The sequence below is a fragment of the Lysobacter capsici genome (assembly GCF_014779555.2).
Taxonomy (GTDB): Bacteria; Pseudomonadota; Gammaproteobacteria; order Xanthomonadales; family Xanthomonadaceae; genus Lysobacter; species Lysobacter capsici.
The window spans coordinates 5425355-5446714 of the sequence record NZ_CP094357.1; the positions used below are offsets into that span (position 1 = coordinate 5425355).

General features: G+C 65.9%; 23 protein-coding genes. 11 read left to right on the forward strand and 12 right to left on the reverse strand.

The window, feature by feature from the left end; all coding sequences use genetic code 11:
* Positions 1 to 8: 8 nt before the first annotated feature.
* On the reverse strand, positions 9 to 1385 hold the full coding sequence (locus tag IEQ11_RS22425) for an aspartate aminotransferase family protein (protein ID WP_191821168.1): 1377 nt from the start codon (positions 1383 to 1385) through the stop codon (positions 9 to 11).
* A 106-nt stretch (positions 1386 to 1491) separates the two neighbouring features.
* Positions 1492 to 2688: an acyltransferase family protein gene (locus IEQ11_RS22430; RefSeq protein WP_425494693.1), complete on the reverse strand. Its 1197-nt coding sequence runs from the start codon at positions 2686 to 2688 to the stop codon at positions 1492 to 1494.
* A gap of 298 nt (positions 2689 to 2986) precedes the next feature.
* Here IEQ11_RS22430 and IEQ11_RS22435 point away from each other — a divergent pair, with 298 nt between their 5' ends.
* From IEQ11_RS22435 to IEQ11_RS22445, 3 genes are all read left to right on the forward strand, one after another.
* A complete protein-coding gene (locus tag IEQ11_RS22435) occupies positions 2987 to 3508 on the forward strand; it encodes a hypothetical protein (protein WP_191821167.1) in 522 nt (173 codons plus the stop codon).
* A 72-nt stretch (positions 3509 to 3580) separates the two neighbouring features.
* The gene (locus IEQ11_RS22440; RefSeq protein ID WP_228464475.1) at positions 3581 to 4678 is read left to right on the forward strand and encodes a sensor histidine kinase; all 1098 of its coding nucleotides are present in this window, start codon (positions 3581 to 3583) and stop codon (positions 4676 to 4678) included.
* Positions 4675 to 5472, forward strand: a complete 798-nt coding sequence (locus IEQ11_RS22445; protein ID WP_191821166.1) for a LytR/AlgR family response regulator transcription factor — start codon at positions 4675 to 4677, stop codon at positions 5470 to 5472. Before IEQ11_RS22440 ends, IEQ11_RS22445 begins: the two co-directional genes overlap by 4 nt.
* A 188-nt stretch (positions 5473 to 5660) precedes the next feature.
* Here the strand turns inward: IEQ11_RS22445 and IEQ11_RS22450 are convergent, their stop codons facing one another.
* Positions 5661 to 6065 (reverse strand): VOC family protein, encoded by a 405-nt coding sequence (locus tag IEQ11_RS22450; RefSeq protein ID WP_191821165.1) that lies wholly within the window; start codon positions 6063 to 6065, stop codon positions 5661 to 5663.
* Between the two features lie 108 nt (positions 6066 to 6173).
* Entirely contained in the window at positions 6174 to 7676 is a 1503-nt protein-coding gene (locus IEQ11_RS22455; protein WP_228464474.1) for a serine hydrolase domain-containing protein, read from the reverse strand.
* A gap of 37 nt (positions 7677 to 7713) precedes the next feature.
* On the opposite strand from IEQ11_RS22455, the gene IEQ11_RS22460 reads away from it, so the two are divergent.
* Positions 7714 to 8259: a type 2 periplasmic-binding domain-containing protein gene (locus IEQ11_RS22460; RefSeq protein WP_191821164.1), complete on the forward strand. Its 546-nt coding sequence runs from the start codon at positions 7714 to 7716 to the stop codon at positions 8257 to 8259.
* Positions 8256 to 8519 carry a hypothetical protein gene (locus IEQ11_RS22465; RefSeq protein ID WP_191821163.1) on the forward strand — a complete coding sequence of 88 codons (264 nt, stop codon included), beginning with the start codon at positions 8256 to 8258 and terminating at the stop codon, positions 8517 to 8519. The genes IEQ11_RS22460 and IEQ11_RS22465 overlap by 4 nt, the downstream gene beginning before the upstream one ends.
* Positions 8520 to 8773: 254 nt before the next feature.
* Here the strand turns inward: IEQ11_RS22465 and IEQ11_RS22470 are convergent, their stop codons facing one another.
* A complete protein-coding gene (locus IEQ11_RS22470; protein WP_036106183.1) occupies positions 8774 to 9115 on the reverse strand; it encodes a cupin domain-containing protein in 342 nt (113 codons plus the stop codon).
* Positions 9116 to 9364: 249 nt separating this feature from the next.
* A complete protein-coding gene (locus tag IEQ11_RS22475) occupies positions 9365 to 9691 on the reverse strand; it encodes a hypothetical protein (protein ID WP_046658141.1) in 327 nt (108 codons plus the stop codon).
* A gap of 217 nt (positions 9692 to 9908) precedes the next feature.
* On the opposite strand from IEQ11_RS22475, the gene IEQ11_RS22480 reads away from it, so the two are divergent.
* Complete coding sequence (locus tag IEQ11_RS22480; RefSeq protein WP_191821162.1) at positions 9909 to 10370, forward strand: hypothetical protein; 462 nt, start codon at positions 9909 to 9911, stop codon at positions 10368 to 10370.
* Positions 10371 to 10384: 14 nt separating this feature from the next.
* Here IEQ11_RS22480 and IEQ11_RS22485 read toward each other — a convergent pair whose 3' ends face one another.
* A complete protein-coding gene (locus tag IEQ11_RS22485) occupies positions 10385 to 11221 on the reverse strand; it encodes a transglutaminase-like domain-containing protein (RefSeq protein ID WP_191821161.1) in 837 nt (278 codons plus the stop codon).
* Between the two features lie 9 nt (positions 11222 to 11230).
* Positions 11231 to 12235: a LacI family DNA-binding transcriptional regulator gene (locus tag IEQ11_RS22490; RefSeq protein ID WP_191821160.1), complete on the reverse strand. Its 1005-nt coding sequence runs from the start codon at positions 12233 to 12235 to the stop codon at positions 11231 to 11233.
* A gap of 91 nt (positions 12236 to 12326) precedes the next feature.
* On the opposite strand from IEQ11_RS22490, the gene IEQ11_RS22495 reads away from it, so the two are divergent.
* From IEQ11_RS22495 to IEQ11_RS22515, 5 genes are all read left to right on the forward strand, one after another.
* Complete coding sequence (locus tag IEQ11_RS22495) at positions 12327 to 13379, forward strand: sugar phosphate isomerase/epimerase family protein (protein ID WP_191821233.1); 1053 nt, start codon at positions 12327 to 12329, stop codon at positions 13377 to 13379.
* Positions 13380 to 13406: 27 nt separating this feature from the next.
* On the forward strand, positions 13407 to 14636 hold the full coding sequence (locus IEQ11_RS22500; RefSeq protein ID WP_036105859.1) for a nucleoside permease: 1230 nt from the start codon (positions 13407 to 13409) through the stop codon (positions 14634 to 14636).
* A gap of 12 nt (positions 14637 to 14648) precedes the next feature.
* Complete coding sequence (locus IEQ11_RS22505) at positions 14649 to 15773, forward strand: Gfo/Idh/MocA family protein (protein WP_191821159.1); 1125 nt, start codon at positions 14649 to 14651, stop codon at positions 15771 to 15773.
* A gap of 98 nt (positions 15774 to 15871) precedes the next feature.
* Positions 15872 to 16726: a sugar phosphate isomerase/epimerase family protein gene (locus tag IEQ11_RS22510; RefSeq protein WP_191821158.1), complete on the forward strand. Its 855-nt coding sequence runs from the start codon at positions 15872 to 15874 to the stop codon at positions 16724 to 16726.
* An 18-nt stretch (positions 16727 to 16744) separates the two neighbouring features.
* On the forward strand, positions 16745 to 17041 hold the full coding sequence (locus tag IEQ11_RS22515) for a c-type cytochrome (protein WP_036106175.1): 297 nt from the start codon (positions 16745 to 16747) through the stop codon (positions 17039 to 17041).
* 35 nt (positions 17042 to 17076) lie between these two features.
* Here IEQ11_RS22515 and IEQ11_RS22520 read toward each other — a convergent pair whose 3' ends face one another.
* From IEQ11_RS22520 to IEQ11_RS22535, 4 genes are read right to left on the reverse strand one after another with little or no spacing between them, the layout of a single operon-like run.
* On the reverse strand, positions 17077 to 17820 hold the full coding sequence (locus tag IEQ11_RS22520) for a 3-keto-disaccharide hydrolase (protein ID WP_191821157.1): 744 nt from the start codon (positions 17818 to 17820) through the stop codon (positions 17077 to 17079).
* A gap of 38 nt (positions 17821 to 17858) precedes the next feature.
* Positions 17859 to 18440 carry a gluconate 2-dehydrogenase subunit 3 family protein gene (locus IEQ11_RS22525; protein ID WP_191821156.1) on the reverse strand — a complete coding sequence of 194 codons (582 nt, stop codon included), beginning with the start codon at positions 18438 to 18440 and terminating at the stop codon, positions 17859 to 17861.
* On the reverse strand, positions 18440 to 20125 hold the full coding sequence (locus IEQ11_RS22530) for a GMC oxidoreductase (protein ID WP_191821155.1): 1686 nt from the start codon (positions 20123 to 20125) through the stop codon (positions 18440 to 18442). Before IEQ11_RS22530 ends, IEQ11_RS22525 begins: the two co-directional genes overlap by 1 nt.
* 27 nt (positions 20126 to 20152) lie before the next feature.
* Positions 20153 to 20977 (reverse strand): hydroxypyruvate isomerase family protein, encoded by an 825-nt coding sequence (locus IEQ11_RS22535; protein WP_228464485.1) that lies wholly within the window; start codon positions 20975 to 20977, stop codon positions 20153 to 20155.
* Between the last annotated feature and the right edge of the window lie 383 nt (positions 20978 to 21360).

Below are 21360 nucleotides of genomic sequence, written 5' to 3' on the forward strand. Positions count from 1 at the left end.
CGGATCGGCTACGCCACCGCGTATCGATCCGTCACGGTCAACGCCTCATCAATGATGGCCAAGCCCTTGCGCAGGTCGTCTTCGCTGATCGTCAGCGGCGGCACGACATGGGTTCGATTGAAATGGGTGAACGGCCACAGGCCGCCTTGCTTGCACGCGGCGGCGAACTCGGCCATCGGCCGGTTGTCGGCGCCGGCCGCGTTGTACGGCACCAGTGGCTCGCGGCTGGCGCGGTCGCGGACCAGTTCGATCGCCCAGAACATGCCGACGCCGCGCACCTCGCCCACCGATGGATGGCGCTGCTTGATCGCATCCAGCGCCGGCGCGATGAGTTCGTCGCCGAGGCGGCGAACGCGCTCGATGATGCCTTCGTCCTTGTAAACGTTGATGCAGGCCACCGCGGCCGCGCAGGCCAGCGGATGCCCGGAGTAGGTCAGCCCGCCCGGGAACACCTTGCTGGCGAAACTCTCGGCGATGCGCTCGCTGATGATCACGCCGCCCAGCGGCACGTAGCCGCAGTTCACGCCCTTGGCGAAGGCGATGAGGTCCGGCACCACGCGCCAGCGGTCGATCGCGAACCATTCGCCGCAGCGGCCGAACCCCGCCATCACTTCGTCGGCGACCATGACGATGCCGTAGCGGTCGCACAACGCGCGAACGCCCTGCAGATAGCCGTCGGGCGGCACCAGGATGCCGTTGCCGCCGACGACGGTCTCGAGCACGATCGCCGCCACGCTGTGCGGGCCTTCGACCATCAGCACATCGGCCAGATGCGCCAGCGCGCGTTCGCATTCCTGCTCGGGCGAGGACGCATGGAAGGCCGACCGGTACGGATACGGCCCCCAGAATTTGACCGCACCGGACATCCCCGGCTCTGCGCCCCATCGACGCGGATCTCCGGTCAGGGAAATCGCACCGGCGGTAGCGCCGTGATAACTGCGGTAGGCCGACAGCACCTTGTGCCGGCCGGTGTGATGGCGGGCGATGCGCACCGCGTTCTCGATCGCCTCGGCGCCGCCGCTGGTGAAGAACACCTTGTTCAAATCGCCAGGCGCGACCTGCGCGATCGCACGCGCGGCTTCGGCGGTGGCCTCGTTGGCGTGATACGGCGCGACCGTGCACAGCTTGTCGGCTTGCGTCTTGATCGCCTCGATCAATTTTGGATGTTGATGCCCCAGATTGACGTTGACCAACTGGCTGGAGAAATCCAGCCAGCTCTTGCCGCTTTCGTCCCAGAAGTAGGAACCGCTCGCGCCGGCGACCACGACCGGATCCAGCGAGGCCTGCGCCGACCACGAGTGGAAGACGTGCGCCCGGTCGTTGCGATAAGCGGCCGACCTGGCCTGAGTAGAAGTCTGCGCGTCGTGCTCGGTGTCTGTCGTCATACCGTCGCTCCGGATGGGCGGAATGGATTGGTGTCGGGGCCGATCGTCGACGCGCCGCGGCCGGTCCGCTTGCGCGGCGACAACCGATCCATGCCCGCGGCCACGATTACAACGTACGCTGCGGCGCGCAAGCCGGGGCGGACGCGACCGACGCGGCTTGATCGCCGTGCTGATCGATGCGCGCCGCCACGCGCTTGCGGGCCAGCAGCCGATCGCGCAACCGCAGGAACGGCCGCTCCACGCCGTAATGCAGCAGCGCGGCGGCGGCCACGGCGGCGAGACCGTAAGCGGCGAAGGCGACGATGCCGCGCCCGGCCAATGCCTCGCCGAAGGCCTCGTCGACCACATGGAACATCGCCTTGTGCACCAGGTACAGACTGTACGAGGTGGCCGCGAGCCAACCGGCGCCGGGAATCGCCCAGCGTCCGATCCAGCCGCCGCGGCTCGCGCCGGCGAACACCAGCAAGGCCAGGCCGGCCGACAGCACCGGCCAGCCGATCGCATTGCCGAGCAAGCCGGTGCGAACCCGAAACAGCCAGAACGCAAGCGCGACCACGCCCAATCCAAGCAACAAGGCGGCGTTGGCATGCGCCTGCGCGCGCTGCCAGGCATGCGGGCGGAAGGTCTTGAGGGTCGCAAGCACCACGCCCGCGAGCAAGCCGTCGAGCCGGTTCCAGGTCGGGTAATAAATGTCCTCGACGAACCAGTTGCGCCGCGCGGTGTCGACCGATCCTTCGACCGAGGCATCGTGCAGCCAGACACCGGCGCGCAACGCCACCCCGGCCAGCACCACGCCGATGCAGATCGCGACGAACGCCGCCTTCGAAGGCCGGCGCGTCAGCCACCACGCCAGCAGCGGGAACAACAGGTAGAAATGTTCTTCCACGCACAGCGACCAGGCGTGCGAGAACGCCTTGTTGTCGCCGTAGTCGATCAGCACATTGAGGGTGAAGCTCAGGAACTTCCACGCCGGCTCCAGGCCCGGCGCCTCGCGGAATCCCGGCACCCAGATGTAGACCGCCAATACCGCCAGGAACGCCGGCAGGATGCGGAACGCGCGCCGCAGATAGAAACCGCCGAAGGACAGGCGCTCGCCGCGCGCGAGCGGCGCCAGCACCTGCGAGCCGATCAGATAGCCGCTGAGCACGAAGAACAGGTCCACGCCCATCCAGCCGTAGCGCGACAGCCAGGCGTAGTCCTCGCCCAGGCCGCCGACCACGTAGGAATGAAACAGCATCACCCAAACCACGGCGATCGCCCGCAGCAGATCCAGTCCGGGCAGGCGCGTCGCCTCGCCGGCCAGCGTCGGTGTTTGCAGGCGCGCTGCATCGATGGGTGCGTCTGCCACGTGGGTCGTCCTGGGTATGGATCAGGGCGGAACTGTAACGGACCCGGCGCGGGTCCGAACCGGCGCATCGCCGAATCGTGCGTGCGCTGCGGCGAAACGGTGGCTCCGCTTTCGAAACCATCCGCGCTCCGGGCCGCGCCGCCTGGCGTCCCCGGCTCGCCGCATCCAGCCACCGGTTGGCCGCAGCGCGCATGCCCGCCGCGGCGCGCGCCGCTTACATTCTGCGGCACCTTTCCAAACTGTCGAGGTTCGGATGAAACCGTTGGGGATTCTGCTCGCCTGCCTGCTGTCGCTGCCTGCATCCGCGTCCACTGCCGTGCAACCGCTGTCGGCCCGGCACGAGGCGGGCATCCGCTCGGTGATCGAATCGTTCCGGGCTTCCATCGTCGAAAAGGACAAGGCGCGCTTCGTCGCCTTGTTCGTGCCCGGGCCGGTCACCTGGCAATCGGTCGACAGCGACGAGGCGCTCGAGCGCCGGCGCAAGACGCAGCCGCAGGCGTCCAAGACCCGTTTCGACCCGGACAGCACCCATCTGAGCTTCATCGACAACATCGTCAACGACCCCAAGCGGGTCGAGGAAACCTTCGACCGCATCCGCATCGACAGCGACGGCGACATCGCATCGGTCGCCTTCGACTACCGGTTCATTGCCGGCGGCGTCGAAAGCCACCACGGCCAGGAAAGCTGGCAACTGCTGCGCACCGAGCAGGGCTGGCGGATCGCCTCGGTGGTCTGGTCCATGCGTCCGTCGCACGTGGCGAGGAGCGGCCGATGAGCCGCTTGCGGCCTGGATCGGCTGGCCCGATGGCATCATGATTCCGAACCCAGCGCGCGAGACGCCGAGTCGATGACACCAGCCGCCGATAGCGACATCGAAGCGCTGTCGTCGCCGCCCTTCTGGTTGCCCATCCTGGCGGGGCTGCCGATCGGCCTGTGCCTGATCGTGATGGCGCTGCCGGTCCTGGGCCACGGCCACGCCACCGCCTACCGGACCTTGTACCTGCTGGCGTTCCTGATGTGGATCGTGCCGCTGACCGCATTGCAGCGCGGCTTGTGGCGCCGTCGCACGCCGCTGTGGGCGATGGCCCTCGTGCTGCTGGCGACGACCTATCTGATGTCGCTGGCGAACAACGCCCTGGGCGCCGCCCTGGCGGTGATCGCCGGCTGGCAGCCGGCGTCGGAATTCGAATGGACCGGGCTGTTCAGCGGCCTGGATGGCTGCTGGCTGGCCTTGATCGCGTTCTGCGCGATCCACGCGGTGGTGGCGTACTACGCCCAGCTCAAACAGGAACAACACCGGCGCCTGCACATGACCGCGCTGGTGCGCGACGCCGAATTGCGCGCGCTTCGTTACCAGTTGCGCCCGCACTTCCTGTTCAACACCCTCAATGCGATCTCGGCCCTGGTCGCCGAGAATCGCAATCGCGAGGCCAGCGACATGATCGTCCGGCTCGGCGATTTCCTGCGCGCCACGCTCGACGGATCGCAGGGCCACGAGGTCGCCTTGGCCGACGAACTGGCGTTGACCGAGACCTATCTGGAGATCGAGAAAGCGCGCCTGGGCGAGCGACTGCGCCTGAAATGGCAGCTGGGGCCGGATCTGCTGAGCGCGCGCGTGCCCTGCCTGCTGCTGCAGCCATTGGTCGAGAACGCCATCCATCACGGGATCGCGCGCCGGACCGCGGCCGGCGAACTCGCAATCCGCATCGTCCGCGAGGGCGACCGGCTATGCCTGCGCCTGAGCAACGACACCGAACCGGCGTCGTCGGCCGATGCCGCGCCGCGGGCCAGCGCGATCGGGTTGCGCAATATCCGCGAACGCCTGCAAAAGCTTTACCCCGGCGAACACGGCTTCGAGGCGGGCCCGCGTCCGGACGGCGGTTTCGAAGTGCGCGTGAGCCTGCCCTTTCGTGAGGCTTCCGGCTTGCAGGACGCGTCCGCATGATCCGGGTCGCGGTGATCGACGACGAACCCCTCGCCCGCAGCGGCGTGATCGTGCGGCTGGCGCGGCAAGCCGATGTGACGGTGATCGGCGAATACGGCGATGGCGCCGCCGCGCTCTCGGGCTTGCGCGAACTGCGGCCCGATCTGGTGTTCATCGACGTGCGCATGCCCGGGATGTCCGGACTCGACGTGCTCGCCGCCCTGCCCGCGCACGAGCGCCCGATGGCGATCCTGCTGACCGCCTACGACAGCTTCGCCGTGCGCGCCTTCGAGCTGCGGGCCGTCGATTACCTGCTCAAACCCATCGACGACGAACGCTTCGCCGAAGCGCTCGATCGCGCTCGTCAGGCCCTGGCGTGGCGAAGGTCGGTGCCGCCGGCACCTGTGGCCGCTCCGGACGAGCCCGCCCGCTGGCTGAACCGTTTCTGCGTGCGCGTGGGCCGCAAGACCGTCTACCTCGCCGCCACCGAGGTGGAGTGGATCGAGGCCGACGGCGACTACGCCACCCTGCATGTCGGCGACAAGACCCATCTGCTGCGCGAGTCGCTGCAGCGACTGTGCGAGCGCCTCGATCCCGCGTTGTTCCTGCGCGTGCATCGCTCCGCGATCGTGCGTATCGACTGCGTGACCGAGCTGCAGCCGCTGGCCAACCGCGACGCCATGCTGCGACTGCGCAGCGGTACGCCGCTGCGCGCCAGCCGCACCTACATCGAGCCGTTGCTCGGGCGATTGCGTGGTGAGTCAGTCGCGCAATCGTATCTACACGATTGCGTCGGTAAGACAAGCCGGGACTAGTCGTCGTGACGGATGACTCATGCGGCATTCCGACAGATCGAAATCACGTTCGTGTCGACCGGTGTTCGGCCGATGCCGGTTATCGCGGTTGCCGAACACAGCGTCCCATGACCCATTAACGTCGTGTGGCAGCGCTGGTTCCGGCCTGTTCACGATTGAGGCCGACCATCAGCCCAGGCGGCTTGCGCCTAATCGTGCGTCGCCTCGGGCGCGGTAAGCGCGCTGACCATGACGTAATAGCCATCGGGATCGCGCAGCGCGAACTCCAGGGTTCCGGTGGCGGGATTCAAGTGGGGCTCCTCTTCCAGGCGTGGCGCGAGCGCACGGCTCCTGAGCAAGCTCTGGTCGAAATCGTCCACGCGGAAGAACAGCAGCAGCCCGTTGCCCGGCTGCGCATGATCGGGACTGGCCAGGGGCGGATGCTCATGCGCTCCCCATCGATGCAGGCACAGCAGCACCGTTCCGTCGCTGTCCAGAATCTGCCCGAAGTAGTCGTGGGCCGGCGCGGTCCGGGTCTGGCCGAACAAGGACTGATACCAGGCGAAGCTGCGAGCGACATCCGCGACGCCGATGATGGTCCAGGTACGTTTCATGAGCTCCTCCCGTGGGCTGGCGGCCGAGGCGTGCCGCGGCCGGCGAAACTGCGTGCAGCTTAGTACCCTTCGCGCCCCGCGTGCCCACCGCTCGGCGGCATGTCCGCGCTATCTGGTCCGGGTCGCCGGATAGGTGTTCGCGCCGCGAACCAGGCTGAATCCGATGATCGCGCCGTCGCCGCCGCGGTCGAAACGGATCGAAATGTCCTGCGCGGTCATGAAGAACGCGCTCTTCGATTGCGCGAACAACTGCATGCGCCGGCTGCCGAACAATTCGCTCTGGAAATACAGGCGTTCGCCTTCGGCGACGATATGCGCGGGCCGATCCAGCAACCGATACTCGCCCGCGAGCCGACGGTTGACCGCCGCGTCCCCGCCGATCGCGGTCTTTTCGATCACGGCGAACTCGGGCCAGCCGTACTCGGCGGCGATGCTGCTCAAGAGTTCGTCGATCAACGCCGCGCCGTTGTCGCTGTTGGTCATCACCACCACGCCCTGGCCGGAACGGGTGTAGCCGTAAAGCTGCGCGCGGAAGCCTTCGGTGCCGCCGCTGTGGCTGAAGCTGGTGCGATCACCCAGGTTCTCGACGAAGAAGCCCAGGCCGTACTCGCCCAGGCCGCGCGTCAGCATGGTCGAGGCCATGCCGCGCGACACGACCTTGTCGGACTGTCCGGCTTCGGCCTGCTGCACTTCGAGCACCACGCGCGCCAGATCGCTCGGCGTGGTCCACAGCCCGGCCGCGGCGGACTCCGGATAAACATGCGACGAACCCGCGACGGCCCGGCCATCGCCGTCGTATGCGGTCGCCGCGCGCGCGCTCAGGCTGTCCGGCAACGGCGCGGCGAAGGTGCTGTGGGTCATTCCGAGCGGGTCGAGCACCGCGTCCTTCATGTAGCGATCGAACGCTTGCCCGCTGGCTTCGGTCATCATCAACTGGACGATGCTGTAACCGCCGCCCGAATAGCGCCAGGCGCTTGCGGGGATCGCATCGACGCGAACCGGCGCCGAGTTGGCCGGCGCGACACCGTCGAGCACCTGCAGCAGGCTCGGCAACGGCTGCCCCGGTGCATACCCGTTATAGCCATGCACCGTCGTGCCGGCGCCGTGGTTGAGCAGCATGCGCAGGCTGACCGCCTGGCGCCGGGTGAACTCGTTCTGCGGGATCTTCCACGACGCGAGCTGACGATTCGCATCGCCGTCCAGCGCGAGCTTGCCTTGTTCGACCAGATGCAAGGCGCCCATGGCGCTGAGCGCCTTGCTGATCGAAGCGGCCTGAAACAAGGTCGAGGTCGTCGCCGGCCGCCGCCCGGCGACATCGGCCAGGCCGTAGGCGCGTGCCCACTCGATCCGGCCGTCGTTGATGAGGGCGATGCTGACCGCCGGAACCCGATGAAAGGCCATGCGCTCGGCCAGATTCATCCGCCGATCCGGCGAACCCTTGACCACGACCCGGGTGGACAGGCCCTGCTCGACCCGGGCGATCCGCGCCGCGAGCGCCGTCGCTTCGGACGACGCTGCCTCGACCGGCGAGGCTTGCGACGCCGGCCGGGCCTGCGCGGACAGGCTGCACAGCAGGAGCATCGCGCAGGACAGGAGCAGGCATGGCTTCATGAGAGGCGGGTCATCGTGAGTGGAGTCCGGGACTCGGATGCGCGACCGGGCGATTTGGTTTGGAGCGGCCCCTGGACGGCCGCTCCAGGCCGATCCGACCGGCCCGCTGCTGGTGCGGATCGGCGCGGCCACCGGTCTGGTCGTCGACGCCGCGATCGCCGGCGCCGGCATCGTGTGTCTGCTCGAAGATTGGCTACGCCCATATCGCGACAGCGGCGCGCGGGAACCGATGCTGGAATCGTGGTGGCCGCCGTTTTCCGAGGCATTTCTCTACTGCCCCGGCCAACGCCGGCTACCTACGCCGCTGCGCGCGTTCGTGGATTTCATCCGGGCATGGTCGCGCGAGCAATCCGTACTCACATGCCCAGTAACCGTGACGAAGCGACAAGCGCACGACTTTCGTCGCAGTGCCGGCAATTACGACTGGCACACATCCTGTGCTAGCGTCGCCTTTCCCGATAATTCCGGAGGCCGCCGCCGCGTCCGGAGGGGTCGCGTCATCGCGATACGCGAGGGTTGCGCGTGCTGTCCGACCGATGAGGGGAACGACCGGGGCGGCTTTCAACGGAGGGATAAAGCATGAAGGGATGGATTGCAAAAGGGGCCATGTTGGCGGTGTTCGCCGGTGCGATGGTGTCGGCCATGCCGGTCGCGGCGGAACCGACCTACGAATGCACGCTCGCGCACGAAGGCGAGTTGTTCCAGGTCGCGTACGATCATCCGGTCGATCCGGGCTACCTATACCAATGCCGCGGCGCCAACTGGCGCCTGGTCGGAATCTGCAGCCAGAGCCAGGGTTGCCCGCCGGCGCCGGATCCGGGTGGTCCGATCGTAGAGATGTAAGGATTCGCCGCGTCCGCTGGACGTTGCTGTTCGAGGCGGGGCCCAGGCATGGGCTCCGCCTTTTCATGTCCCTTCGACGGCGATGCATCGCGCATGCGCAGCGTCCGATCATGAATCGCCGAGCGCACGCACGCTCAGCGCAAGTTGGCAGCAAGAACGCGGGCAACACCGCGCGGCCCGCCCCATGAGCCTGGACCACGCTGAAGTTCTTCCCGCTCGCCTTGTCGCAATGGCGTCCGCCGCGATCCCCAGCCCTACTTTTTCCCGGCCGACAGCGGCTCGCCTTCACTGTCATAGGCGGGCGGCGAATAGAAATTGACCGTCTTCAGCGCGGTCCGCCCGGTATTTCGTATCTCATGTCGCTCGCCGCGTTCGATCACGATAAGACTGCCGGGGCCGAGTCGCTGGCGATGGCCTTCGACGATCGCCACACCGCTGCCCGCGACCACATACAGCCATTGGTCGGCGCCGCGATGGCGATTATCGGGTCCGCCCTCGCTGTCGCCCGGTGCGATCACCATTTCCGCCGCCTGCACCCGGCGCACCTGGAACGCAACCCGAAAGCCTTTTCCGAAACGAAATCGCTTGTGCTTCATGCCCGGCTCCATCGGTCGTGGATCGCGAACCAGAATGCGCGGCGCGGCGTTAACGTCGCACGCAGGCGGTGTGAAGAAGCGCGGGGACGATTTTCATGATGGGCTTGGACGATGCCAACCTCTTCGCTCGCAAGGCCGCATGTCCCGCGAGTCAGTTATCCGCCGCGGATGGGCAGGTCTTGCGTTCAAGGCTGATGCCGCACTCGAAGCGGACCCAATAGCGGCGCCAGCCTGATCGATCTGCAGACCTCACTTGACGAACTGCATCTCAAGCAACGCCCCGGTCTTTGTATCGACTCTGGCGATATAGCCCACATCGAGGTAGAAGCTCAAAGGATCCTCGCCCGCGATGCTGTACATGACCAGATGGTCGTCATCGCGTGGAAAATGCGCCAGCTCGAGGTCGCTCCAAAGCGTCTTGCGATCCAGGTCCAGCGCGAGGATGGAAGGCTCTCCTTCGTCAGGGACGAACGTCACGATCACCGTATCGTCGATCAGCGCTGCATCGTGAATGGTCCGACCGAAGTCCCATTCGTTGCCGTTGACGATGATCGTTCTTCTGATGGGGATTTTCATGCGGGACCTGTCCCTGGTGGATCGACGCGGGAACCGAGTCGCCGACGAATGCGTTCGGCCATCGTAATTCACTGACAGCGTAAGTCCGGCTATTTCGATCGAACTCGCCACACGAACCTCGCGCGCGGCGACATCCCGCAGCGCCCGCCGGTCCACGCGACCCAAGCCGCACGCCGCGTGCTACAAATATCCATCATCCGGCGCAAAGGACCCCGCCATGGCCCGCTACCCCAGGATCGACCAACCCTGTCCGCTCGACGCGGCGGCGCGCCAGCGCATCGACGGCCACTGCGGCCAGTGCGGCAAGACCGTGCATTGCCTGGACGGAAGCAGCGACGCCGAGCGTACGGCGCTGTTGCGGCAGGCCAACGGCCCGATCTGCGTCTCGTACCGATTGGCGATGGGCACGGCCTTGGCCCTCGCGATCGCCGGGCCCGCCGCCGCCGGTCCGGTGGACGCCGCCACCGCGGCCGCCGCACCATCGCAGACGACGGCGCTGACGCCGTCCAACACCGCGTCGCAGGCGCAAACGCCGATAGCGCCCGAAAATCTGCTCGAGCCCGACATGCAATTAGTGTTCGTCGGCGGCATCAGCCGGCCCGGCGACGCCGAATGGGTCGACGACGACCACGACCTGCCGGAGCTGCCGATGCGGCGCGAACCGCCGCCGCGCGAATAGGCGCTGACGACGGCTCAGTTCGTGGCGCGTTCCTCGTTCACTACTCCGAACGCATCCTCGATACGCAGCCCGGCGATTGCCTGCATCGCGCCACGCAGACTGTCCGGGCTGCCGTCGCCGACAGCCAAGGCAAGATGACCGGCGTCGAATTCGCCCATGCCGGCGTCGTAACTGACCCAGCGCTCTGCGTTCCAGACCTGTACCCACATGTGCGGCCCGAACGCGTGCGCTTGACCGACGAAGCGGCTGCCGTAGGCCAGGCCGGCGACTACCCGGGCCGGCATGCCGCGCGCCCGTGCGGCGGCGGCGAGCAACAACGCGTACTCGGTGCAATCGCCTTCGCGCCGCGCCAAAGCCTCGCGTGCGCTGTGGTAACCGCTGTAGACCACAGGCCCGGATAGCCGCGCCTGCACCGCCGCGACCAGACGGCGCATGCGTGCATCGACACTGCCACTGCCGGCGGCACGAGCGAATCCAATCACCGCGCGGTCGTCGCTCTGCAGCCACGGCGTGGGCGCGAGGTAGCGCTGCAGCGTTTCCGCGTCGGGCGCGGTTTCACGGCCGCACTGCTTGCAGACCGTCAATTCCAGACCATCGGACGTGCGCACCGCGGATTGCTCGCCGGTCTGCGGCCAAATCCAGCCCACCGCTCCATCGCGTTCACCGAGCCGATAACGGATGGTGCCTTGGCGCGCGGCTGGCGACAGTCGGTACGGCGACGGCACCAGCGCCGCCCGTATCTGCGCCTTGAGTTCGACTTCGGGCGCAACACCATCCATTGCGTCTGCTTCGCGCACTTGACCCGAAGCCAGAACCAGCAACGCGCATAGCAGAATTCGTTTCGACTTCATGCGCCCGCCTTACGCCGCCGGCGCAGCCGTCGACCCGCGCAGCATCAAGCTGAAATCCAGTGTCTGTTGATGCGGCGCGTCCACCGACTCGATGATGGCGAGCAGGAGGTTGACGGCGCGCACGCCGATCTCGCGCATGGGCTGGCTGATCGTCGTCAGCGGTGGGGTGAGATAGCGCGACGACTCCAGATCGTCGAAACCGACGATCGAAAAATCCCGCGGCACGCGGATCGCCAGATCCCGGCACGCGGCCAGAACGCCCAGCGCCATCTGATCGCTGAAACAGAACGCGGCGGTCGGCGCGGATGCCTGGCTCAGCAGTTTTTTCGCGGCCACATAGCCCGATTCAACCGAAAAGTCGCCCGGCGCGATCGTCAGAAGACGCAAGCGACCTTTCGCCCTGGCCGCGGCCTTGGCCCCTTCCAGCCGTTGTCGATGCAAGGGATTGTCGGGTGGGCCGCCCACCACGGCGATCCGCTCGTGCCCCAATCCATACAGATGCTCCATCGCGGTGCGCGCGGCTGCGGCGTTGTCGATGTGGACGCTGGGAATGCCCAGCGCCGGGTCGAATTCGCAGCCGTTGACCACCGGCGCGCCGACGCCAAGCCGCTTGACGATCTCCTGCGCCGTCGGCGGAAGCCGATGGCCCAGGACGATCAGCCCGTCGGCTTCGTTGCGGGGAAGCATCTGCGCATAGCGTTCTTCGCGATCGGGTCGGTTCTGGGTATCGCCGAGCAGCACCGCGTAGTCGGCGGCCTGCGCGGCTTCCTCCGCGCCCTGAAGAATCTGCGCGAAGAACGGATTGGCGATGTCCGGAACCGTGACCAGGATCTTGCCGCTGCGCTGGGTCTTGAGCGTCCTGGCCACCGTGTTGGGGACGTAGGCCAACGCGGCGGCCGCCTCCTCGATGCGCTTGCGCGTGGCCGGCAACACCTTGTCCGGGCGGGACAGCGCGCGCGATACGGTGCCCGCCGAGACGCCGACGTGTTTTGCGATGTCGTAGATGGTCGCCATGACTCAGCCGCGGGTTCTCCGATGCAGTGCACAACGCGTGTCCCGGGGACCCCATGCTAGGATTGCAATCGATTGCATTGGGCGGATTACCGTGAAAACACTCAAGGGTCCAGCGCTGTTCCTCGCGCAGTTCATCGATGACAAGCCTCCGTTCGATCGTTTGGACACTTTGGCCGAGTGGGCGGCCGGACTTGGCTATTCTGGGGTACAAGTGCCGACCAGCGCGCCCCACATCTTCGATCTCGTCCAAGCCGCGCGCAGCCAGGCCTACTGCGACGATATCGCCGCCACGCTGGCGCGGCACGGCATCCAGATCACCGAGCTGTCCACGCACCTGCAGGGGCAGCTGGTCGCCGTCCATCCAGCCTACGACATCTTGTTCGACGGTTTCGCGCCGCAGGAAAAACGTGGCGATCCGGCCGCGCGCCAGGCCTGGGCCGTCGAGCAGCTGATGCTGGCGGCCAAAGCCAGTCAGCGCCTGGGACTGACGGCGCACGCCACGTTTTCCGGCGCGCTGGCCTGGCCTTATTTCTATCCCTGGCCGCAACGGCCGGCCGGTCTGGTGGAAACCGCCTTCGCCGAACTCGGTCGCCGCTGGCGCCCCATCCTCGACGCCTTCGACGAGTGCGGCGTGGACCTGTGCTACGAGATCCATCCGGGCGAAGACCTGCACGACGGCGCGACCTTCGAGCGATTTCTCGATGTCGTCGATCACCACCGGCGCGCGAAGATTCTGTACGACCCCAGTCATCTGCTGCTGCAGCAGATGGATTACCTGGGCTTTATCGACCGCTATCACCAGCGGATCGGCATCTTCCACGTCAAGGACGCCGAATACCGCGCCAGCGCGCGCAGCGGCGTGTATGGCGGCTACGAGAACTGGATCGATCGTCCCGGACGATTCCGCTCGCTGGGCGATGGCCAGATCGATTTCAAGGCGATCTTCTCCAAGCTGGCCCAGTACGACTTCCCGGGCTGGGCGGTACTGGAATGGGAGTGCTGCCTGAAGCATCCGCAGGACGGCGCGCGCGAGGGAGCCGTCTTCATCCGCGACCACCTCATCCGCGTCACCGAGCGCGCCTTCGACGATTTCGCCGACAGCGGCGCCAGTGCGGACACGATGCGCGGCATGCTGGGGATTTGATCCGACACTTACCTGGGAGGGGAAGTCATGACGTCCACCATGTCGCGCCTGAGCGCGATGATGTTTCTTCAGTTCTTCATCTGGGGTGCGTGGTTCGTGACCCTGGGTACCTACCTGGTGCAGGGTCCGTTGCAGGCCAGCGCGAGCCAGGTGGCGACGGCGTTCCTCAGCCAGTCCATCGGCGCCATCGTCGCGCCGTTTCTGGTCGGGCTGATCGCCGACCGCTACTTCGCCGCGCAGCGCATCCTGGCGGTGCTGCATCTGGCCGGCGCGGCGTTGATGTGGATGGCGTCCACCGCGACCAGCTTCGGCGTGTTCTCGGCCTGCGTCATGATCTATATGCTGCTGTTCATGCCCACGCTGGCTCTGGCCAACAGCATCGCGATGCGGCACATGCAGGCGCCCGAAAAGCAGTTCCCGCCGGTGCGCGTCGCCGGCAGCATCGGCTGGATCGTCGCAGGCGTGCTGATCGGCTGGCTGGGTTGGGAGCAGGCCCATCGGCTCGAACTCACGTTCCGCATGGCCGCGGCGGCCTCGCTGGCGCTCGGCCTGTATGCGCTGACCCTTCCGAACACGCCGCCGCTGGAACAGCAACGCAACGCGACGCTCGGGCAGATCCTGGGTCTGGACGCACTGCGCCTGTTGAAGTCGCGTTCGTACCTGGTGTTCTTCCTGGCCTCGATCGCGATCTGCATTCCGCTGTCGTTCTACTACAACTTCACCAACCCTTATCTCAACGACCTCGGCGTGCGTGGCGCGGCCGGATTGCAATCGCTCGGCCAGGTGTCGGAGGTGCTGCTGATGCTGGCCATGCCGTTCCTGTTCGCGCGGCTAGGCGTCAAGACCATGCTGGCGCTGGGCATGGCGGCGTGGGTGCTGCGCTATGTCCTGTTCGCCTATGGCGATGCCGGCGCCGGGTTCGCGCTGCTGGTGAGCGGCATCGTGCTGCATGGCATCTGCTACGACTTCTTTTTCGTCACCGGCCAGATCTATACCGATGCGCATGCGGGTCCCGCCTCGCGCAGCAGCGCGCAAGGTTTCATCACGCTGGCGACCTACGGCGTCGGCATGTTGATCGGCAGCTTCCTGTCCGGCGCGGTGGTGGAGCACTACACCACGGCGGCGGGCCGCGACTGGCAACAGATCTGGCTGTTCCCGGCGGGCGTCGCCCTGGCCGTGCTGGTGGCCTTCGTGTTCCTGTTCCGCGAACGGCCGGTCGCGTCTGCCGCGCCATCGTCCGCATCATCCGCGCACTGAGGACCCAGACCGATGAGCAAGCTTGGCGTCGCCATCGTGGGTACCGGGATGATCGGCGAGGTGCATCGCCGCGCGGCGATCCTCGCGGGCGCCATCGTCAGGGGCGTAAGCGCATCGTCGCCTGAGCGCGCCAGCGAAGTGGCGCTGGCCTGGGATGTTCCGCGCGCCTGTCGCGATATCGAAGAAGCCGTCGCGGACCCGCAGGTGCAGGTCGTGCATGTATGCACGCCGAATCATCTGCATCGGGCGATGGCGCAGGCGGCGCTGGAGGCCGGCAAGCACGTGATCTGCGAAAAGCCGCTGGCCACCACGCTGGAAGATGCCAAGGCCCTGGCGGCATTGGCCGCGTCCACCGGCTTGGTGGCCACGGTGCCCTTCGTCTACCGCTATCACCCGGTCGTACGCGAGGCACGCGCACGCATCGCCCAGGGCGAACTGGGGCCGCTGCGCCTGATTCACGGCAGCTACCTGCAGGACTGGCTGATGGATCCCGCCAGCAATAACTGGCGCGTCGATCCGAAGCTGGGCGGCGCCTCGCGCGTGTTCGCCGACATCGGCTCGCATTGGTGCGATCTGGTCGAATGGGTGGCCGGGGAGCGATTCGCCGAAGTCAGCGCCGCATTCGCAACCGTGATCGCCGAGCGAAGCGCGGCCAGCAGCCGGAGCTTCGCGACCGCGACGACAGACGCCGGAATGCACGCGGTATCGAGCGAAGACGTCGCGGCGGCCATGTTCAAGACCGCGGGCGGCACCCTGGCCTCGTTGACCGTCAGCCAGGTCTCGGCGGGGCGCAGGAATCGCCTGTGGTTCGAGATCGACGGCGCCAAGGCCAGCGTGGCCTTCGACCAGGAGGACAGCGAGCGATTGTGGATCGGTTTGCCCGACCAGCGCGAAGAGATTTTCGTGCGCGGCCCGGGCGCGGGCAGTTCCGAGCAGCGCAGGCTCTCGGTGCTGCCGGCCGGCCACGCACAAGGCTACGGCAACTGCTTCGATGCCTTTGTCGCCGATACCTATCGCGCGATCAAGGCCGAACGACCGGAAGGGCTGCCGACGTTCGACGACGGGTTGCGCTCGGCTCTGATCGTCGATCGCGTCATCGCGTCGGCGCGAACACTCGCCTGGACATCCATCGGTTGAGCGACAACGAGGCGCCTTGGTCCGCCGACGCCGCAGGTACAACGACACTTAAGCCACCACCCTGTCCGTAGTCATCACCATCCCGTAAGGAAATCATGATGATCGCCATCCCGCGCAGCATCGCGGCCGCCGCGCTTCTTCTCTTCAGCGCCTTGCCCGCCTTCGCCCAGACCACCGACGCACAAGCCAAGCCCATCGCGGTGCAGATGTACACACTGCGCAACGTCGCCTCGCTCGAGGAACAGCTGAAGATCGTCCACGACGCCGGCATCCACGCCGTGGAGACCGTCGGTACGCAGAATGCATCGGCCGCTGATCTCAAGCGGCTTCTGGACAAGTATTCGATCAAGGTCGTTTCGACCCACGTGCAGTTGTCCGATCTGCGCAGCGATCTCGACAAGGTGGTGGCGTTCAACAAGTCGATCGGCAACAGCGTGCTGGTGGTGCCCTACCTGAAAAAGGAGGAGCGTCCGACCGATGCCGCCGGCTGGACCGCATTGGGCAAGGAACTCGGCGAGATTTCCAAGCAGGTCCAGGCCAAGGGCATGACGCTTGCCTACCACAATCACGACTTCGAGATCGTCGATTTCAACGGCAAGACCGGCCTTGAGCTGATGTTCGAGGGTGCCGGTCCCAAGCTCGAAGCCGAGCTCGATCTGGCCTGGATCGCGCGCGCTGGGTACGACCCGGCGGCGTTGCTCGGCAAGTTCCGCGGGCGTGTGTTCGCGGTGCACGCCAAGGACAACGCTCCGACCGGCCAAGCCAAGGAGGAGGATGGTTTCGCCGCCTTGGGCAAGGGCGTGCTGAACTGGAATGCGATTCTTCCCGCCGCCGCGCGCGCGGGCGTGCGGTGGTACATCATCGAGCACGACCATCCGCTCGATCCGGCCGCCGTCGTCAAGACCGGCGCGGCCTATCTCAACGAACACCTGCCCGCGGGCGCGGGTCGCTAGTAGCGAGGAACGCCAATGTTGAAATACCTTCCGATAGCGGCCCTGTCCTTGTTCGCCGCGGCGCTTACGGCCGCGCCCGCCAGCGCGCAGGACGCCGCGGCAGGCGCCAAGCTCTATGCCAGCAACTGCTCGGCCTGCCACGGTCCCGACCGCGCAGGCATGCCGGGAACCTTCCCTGCCCTGACCGACGTGAACAAGCGGCTCGATCCGAAGCAGATCAAGGAAAAGATCCAGAAAGGCGGCGGACTGATGCCGCCGTTCGGGCAACTGTCGCAGAAGGATGTCGAAGACATCGCGGCCTTCCTGAAACAGTAGCCAGCGGGCGCGGAGATTCGCTCCGCGCCGGTCGCTTAAAGCTCGCGCACCCAGACGTTGCGGAAGCTGACCTTCGCGTCGTGATCCTGAAGATAGATCGGCGCGCAGCCATGCGGCGAGTACGAAGGCGCGCCGATGTATTCGGTCTTGCCCGACAAGACGGTGTCGTTCTGCACGAGAACGCCGTTGTGCAGCACGGTGATGCGGGCGGGCGAGGCAAGACCGCCGCCTTCCGAGAAGCGCGGCGCCTTCCAGACGACGTCGTACGTCTGCCACTGGCCCGGCGCGCGCGAGGCATTCACCAGCGGGATGGCCTGCTTGTAGATCGAAGCCGCCTGGCCGTTGGAATAAGTCGTGTTGTCGTAACTGTCGAGCACCTGCAGCTCGTAGATCTCCTGCAGGAAGACGCCGCTGTTGCCGCGATTCTGGCCGCTAAACCCGCGGGTTTCGGCGGGGCTGCGCCATTCGATATGCAGCTGGATATCGCAAAAGCGCTGCTTCGTGCGGATCCCCTTGCTGCCCGGCACCACGGTGAACGCGCCATCGGCCACGGACCAGGGCGCTTTGCCGCCCTGCTCGCTCTCCCAGGCCGACAGGTCCTTGCCGTCGAACAACACCACCGCGTCGGATGGCGCGGCATCCCGGGGCGTAGCCACCGCCGCGGGAATCGGTTTCCAGACTTCTGTTTTGGCCGGATCGCGCGGCGTCTCGCCCTGTGCCCGCGCGAACGCGGGGGCGGCGGCCAGCACACACAAAGCCATCAGGATCGGTTTGGTCATCATTCCCTCAGCAAGAGCGACTCGAGCGAGTCGGTGCTTTATAAATTTCCCGCCCACGCGGGCGTGCCCGGTTCGTAGGCCAGGTTGCCGTCATAGCGGCCCGGCACGGCGACGAAGCGCAGCGCCTGGGTCGCTCCCGCCTTGGAGGTGAAATAGCCGAACAGAACGAGCTGCTTGATCATCGCGAAGTAGTGCAGCTTCACCGACTTCGGATTGGCTCCGCCGGTGGCCACTTCCGTCGCGCCGCGCTGCTTTTCGGCTTCGGCATCCAGGGCGCGCAGCAATTCGGTACGGGCCTGGGGAGTCAACGACATGAAGTCGCCGCCCGCGCGCTGGTCGATCTCGGCCAGCCCCTTGCGGAAAATCTTCTGATACTCAGGCGTGTAGCAATCGCTCACGAATTGCGCCATGAACAGGCCAACGCCCGCATCCTTCGCGCCGGGCGTCTTGGTCCGGGGCAGGATGGTGTCCGCGATTTCGTCCAGCTTGGCCACTTCGCTGTCGGAGAACGCAGGCTTGCCGCTCGGAACCGGCGCCTGCCCGAAGACAAACGCCGGCATGCCGACCATTGCCGCGCCGGTGGCCGCGGCGATCATCTTCAAAAGCTCGCGACGTTCCATTACAGGTTCCCCGCCTTGAGTTCCCGCACCGCATGGTCCGCCGCGCGCGCCGTCAGCGCCATATACGTCAGCGACGGATTCACGCAGGCACTGGAGGTCATGCAGGCGCCGTCGGTCACGTAGACGTTCGGCGCATCCCAGACCTGGTTGTGCATGTTCAACACCGAATTCTTGCGATCGCGGCCCATGCGCGCGGTGCCCATTTCGTGGATGCCCATGCCGGGAGCATAGTCGCTCTGCTGCACCTTGACGTTCTTGACCCCGGCGGCCTCCAGCATTTCGGCGGCGTCCGCGCCCATGTCCTTGCGCATGGCCAGTTCGTTCTTCCGCAGGCTCACATCCATCGCCAGCACCGGCAGCCCCCACTTGTCCTTGCGCTCCGGATCGAGGCTGATCGTGTTGTCGTGGTACGGCAGCATCTCGCCGAAACCGGTCATGCCGATGGTCCAGTCGCCCGGCAGGCTCAGCGCGTCCTTCAGATCGGCGCCGATGCTGAGTTCGGCGATGTCGCGCGACCATCCCGTGCGACTGGCCGAACCTTGATAGCCGAACCCACGCACGTAGTCGCGCCTGTCGCCGCCGAGGTTGCGGAAACGCGGAATGTAGAAGCCGCACGGGCGGCGGCCGAAGTAGTACTTGTCGTCGTAACCCTCGACCGTGCCGGCCGCGCCGACGCGGAAGTGATGGTCCATGACGTTATGTCCCAGTTCGCCCGAAGACGAACCCAGCCCGCCGTCCCACACATCGGTGGCCGAATTCATCAGCAGCCAGGTCGAATTGAAGGTCGATGCGTTGAGGAAGATGACGTCGGCGGTGTATTGATAAGTCTGGCCGTTCTCGGCATCGATGATCTCGACCCCGCGTGCCCGCTTGCGGTCCTTGTCGTACAGCACTTCCTTGACGATCGAGAACGGACGCAAGGTCAGGTTGCCGGTCTTCATCGCCGCCGGCAGCGTCGCCGACTGGGTCGAGAAGTACGCGCCGTACGGACAACCCAGGATGCACTTGTTGCGATACTGGCAATTGACGCGGCCCTGTTCGAGCTTGGGCTGGGTGATGTTCGCGGTGCGCGAGTGGATCAGATGGCGCGTGCCGCCGAAGGCTTTCTTGATCCGCGCCGCCACGTCCTTTTCGACGACGTTCAACGGGACCGGCGGCAGAAACTGGCCGTCGGGCAGAACATCCAGCCCCTCGACGGTGCCGGCGATGCCCGCGAATTTCTCGACATGGTCGTACCACGGCGCGATGTCGGCGTAACGGATCGGCCAGTCGGTGGCGATGCCGTCCTTGAGGTTCGCTTCGAAATCCAGATCCGAAAAGCGATAACTCTGCCGGCCCCACAGCAGCGAGCGGCCGCCGACGTGATAGCCGCGAAACCAGTCGAAGCGCTTGATTTCGGTGTAGGGGCTGTCCTTCTCGTCGGCCCACATCCCCATCGTGCTTTCAGCCAGACCGTAGTCGCGCATCAGCACCGGAAAGTCCGCCTTCATCGCCTGGGTCGGCCAGTTGCGGTGCGGGAAGTCCCACGACTCCTTCATCGCATTGACGTAGTCCTTGACGTGTTCGATGTTGCGGCCGCGTTCCAGCATCAGGACCTTGAGCCCCTTTTCGGTCAGCTCCTTGGCAGCCCAACCGCCACTGATTCCCGATCCAACGACAATGGCGTCGTAGTGATTGTCTGCCATGGGTGTCTACCTAGGTGGATATCGATTTCAAACGTCGCACAAACGTATCGCCTCACGCAGCGAGGCGACGGGATCGGGCGCCTGCGGCATGAACTCCTGCGCGAGATAACCGTCGAAGCCGGTGTCGCGGATCGCGCGGCAGATCGCGGGATAGTTGAGTTCCTGCTCCTCGCCGATCTCATGCCGGCCGGGCACGCCCGCGGTGTGGTAATGCTTGAAGAACGCATGGTTCTTGCGGATGCTGGCGATGATGTCGCCTTCCATGATCTGCATGTGATAGATGTCGTAGAGCAGACCGAAGTTGTCCGAACCGATCCGCTTGCACAGCTCGATACCCCACGCGGAGTGATCGCACAGATAGTCGGGATGATCCACGCGGGAATTCAACAGTTCCATCACCAGCATGACGCCGCGCTTCTCGGCATGGCCGAGAATGCGTTTGAGCCCCGCTGCCGCGTTCGCCATCCCTTCCGCGGGATCCATGGCGTTGCGATTGCCGGAAAAGCAGATGAGGTTGCGGTAGCCGGCATCCGCCACCAGGTCGATGTGGCGGGTGTAGCGCTCCACCAACTGATCGTGGAACTCGGTGGCGGCGAAGCCTTTGGTCAGGCCGATCTCCGCGCCGTTGCACATCGAGCTGAACACGCCATGCGTCTTCAAGGTGGGCCAGTCCTCCGGGCCGACCAGATCGATGGCGGAAAAGCCGATGCCCTTCACCGTCTGGCAAAGTTCGGCGACCGACTGCTTCGGGAACGTCCAGCGCGCGACGGAATGCTTCAGTTTGCCCTTGAGCGGCTTTTCCGCGGCAAGCCCGGGCCCGACCCCGCCCGCGGCCAGCCCGACGCCGGCCATCAACGCGGCGCCTATCGCGTTTCGCCTTGTGAGCTTAGGGTTCAAGGAACTCATCGCGGCATCCTCGAACCACAAACGAAAGTTTTCCCGAGCGAATCTTTCGATGCATCGCCTCTGTCGCGCAATACGCAACAGCCACCGATTCGTTGCCACGCTTCGATCGAATAGATACCCATCTATCTCCCGGCCTCCCAACCGGCACGAAACCGTTAAATTCGCCAAGATGCAATCGATTGCACCATAGAACAACGGAGCGCGTCACCGCAAGGCTTCCGGCCCCGAATTCTATGCTGCAAGGCACAACGAAACGGCGCAGTATCCGCGCCAAAAAATTTAATTTTTTCTAATGGTCGTCCACGCGGAAGGCAAGGTACACCGCTGCG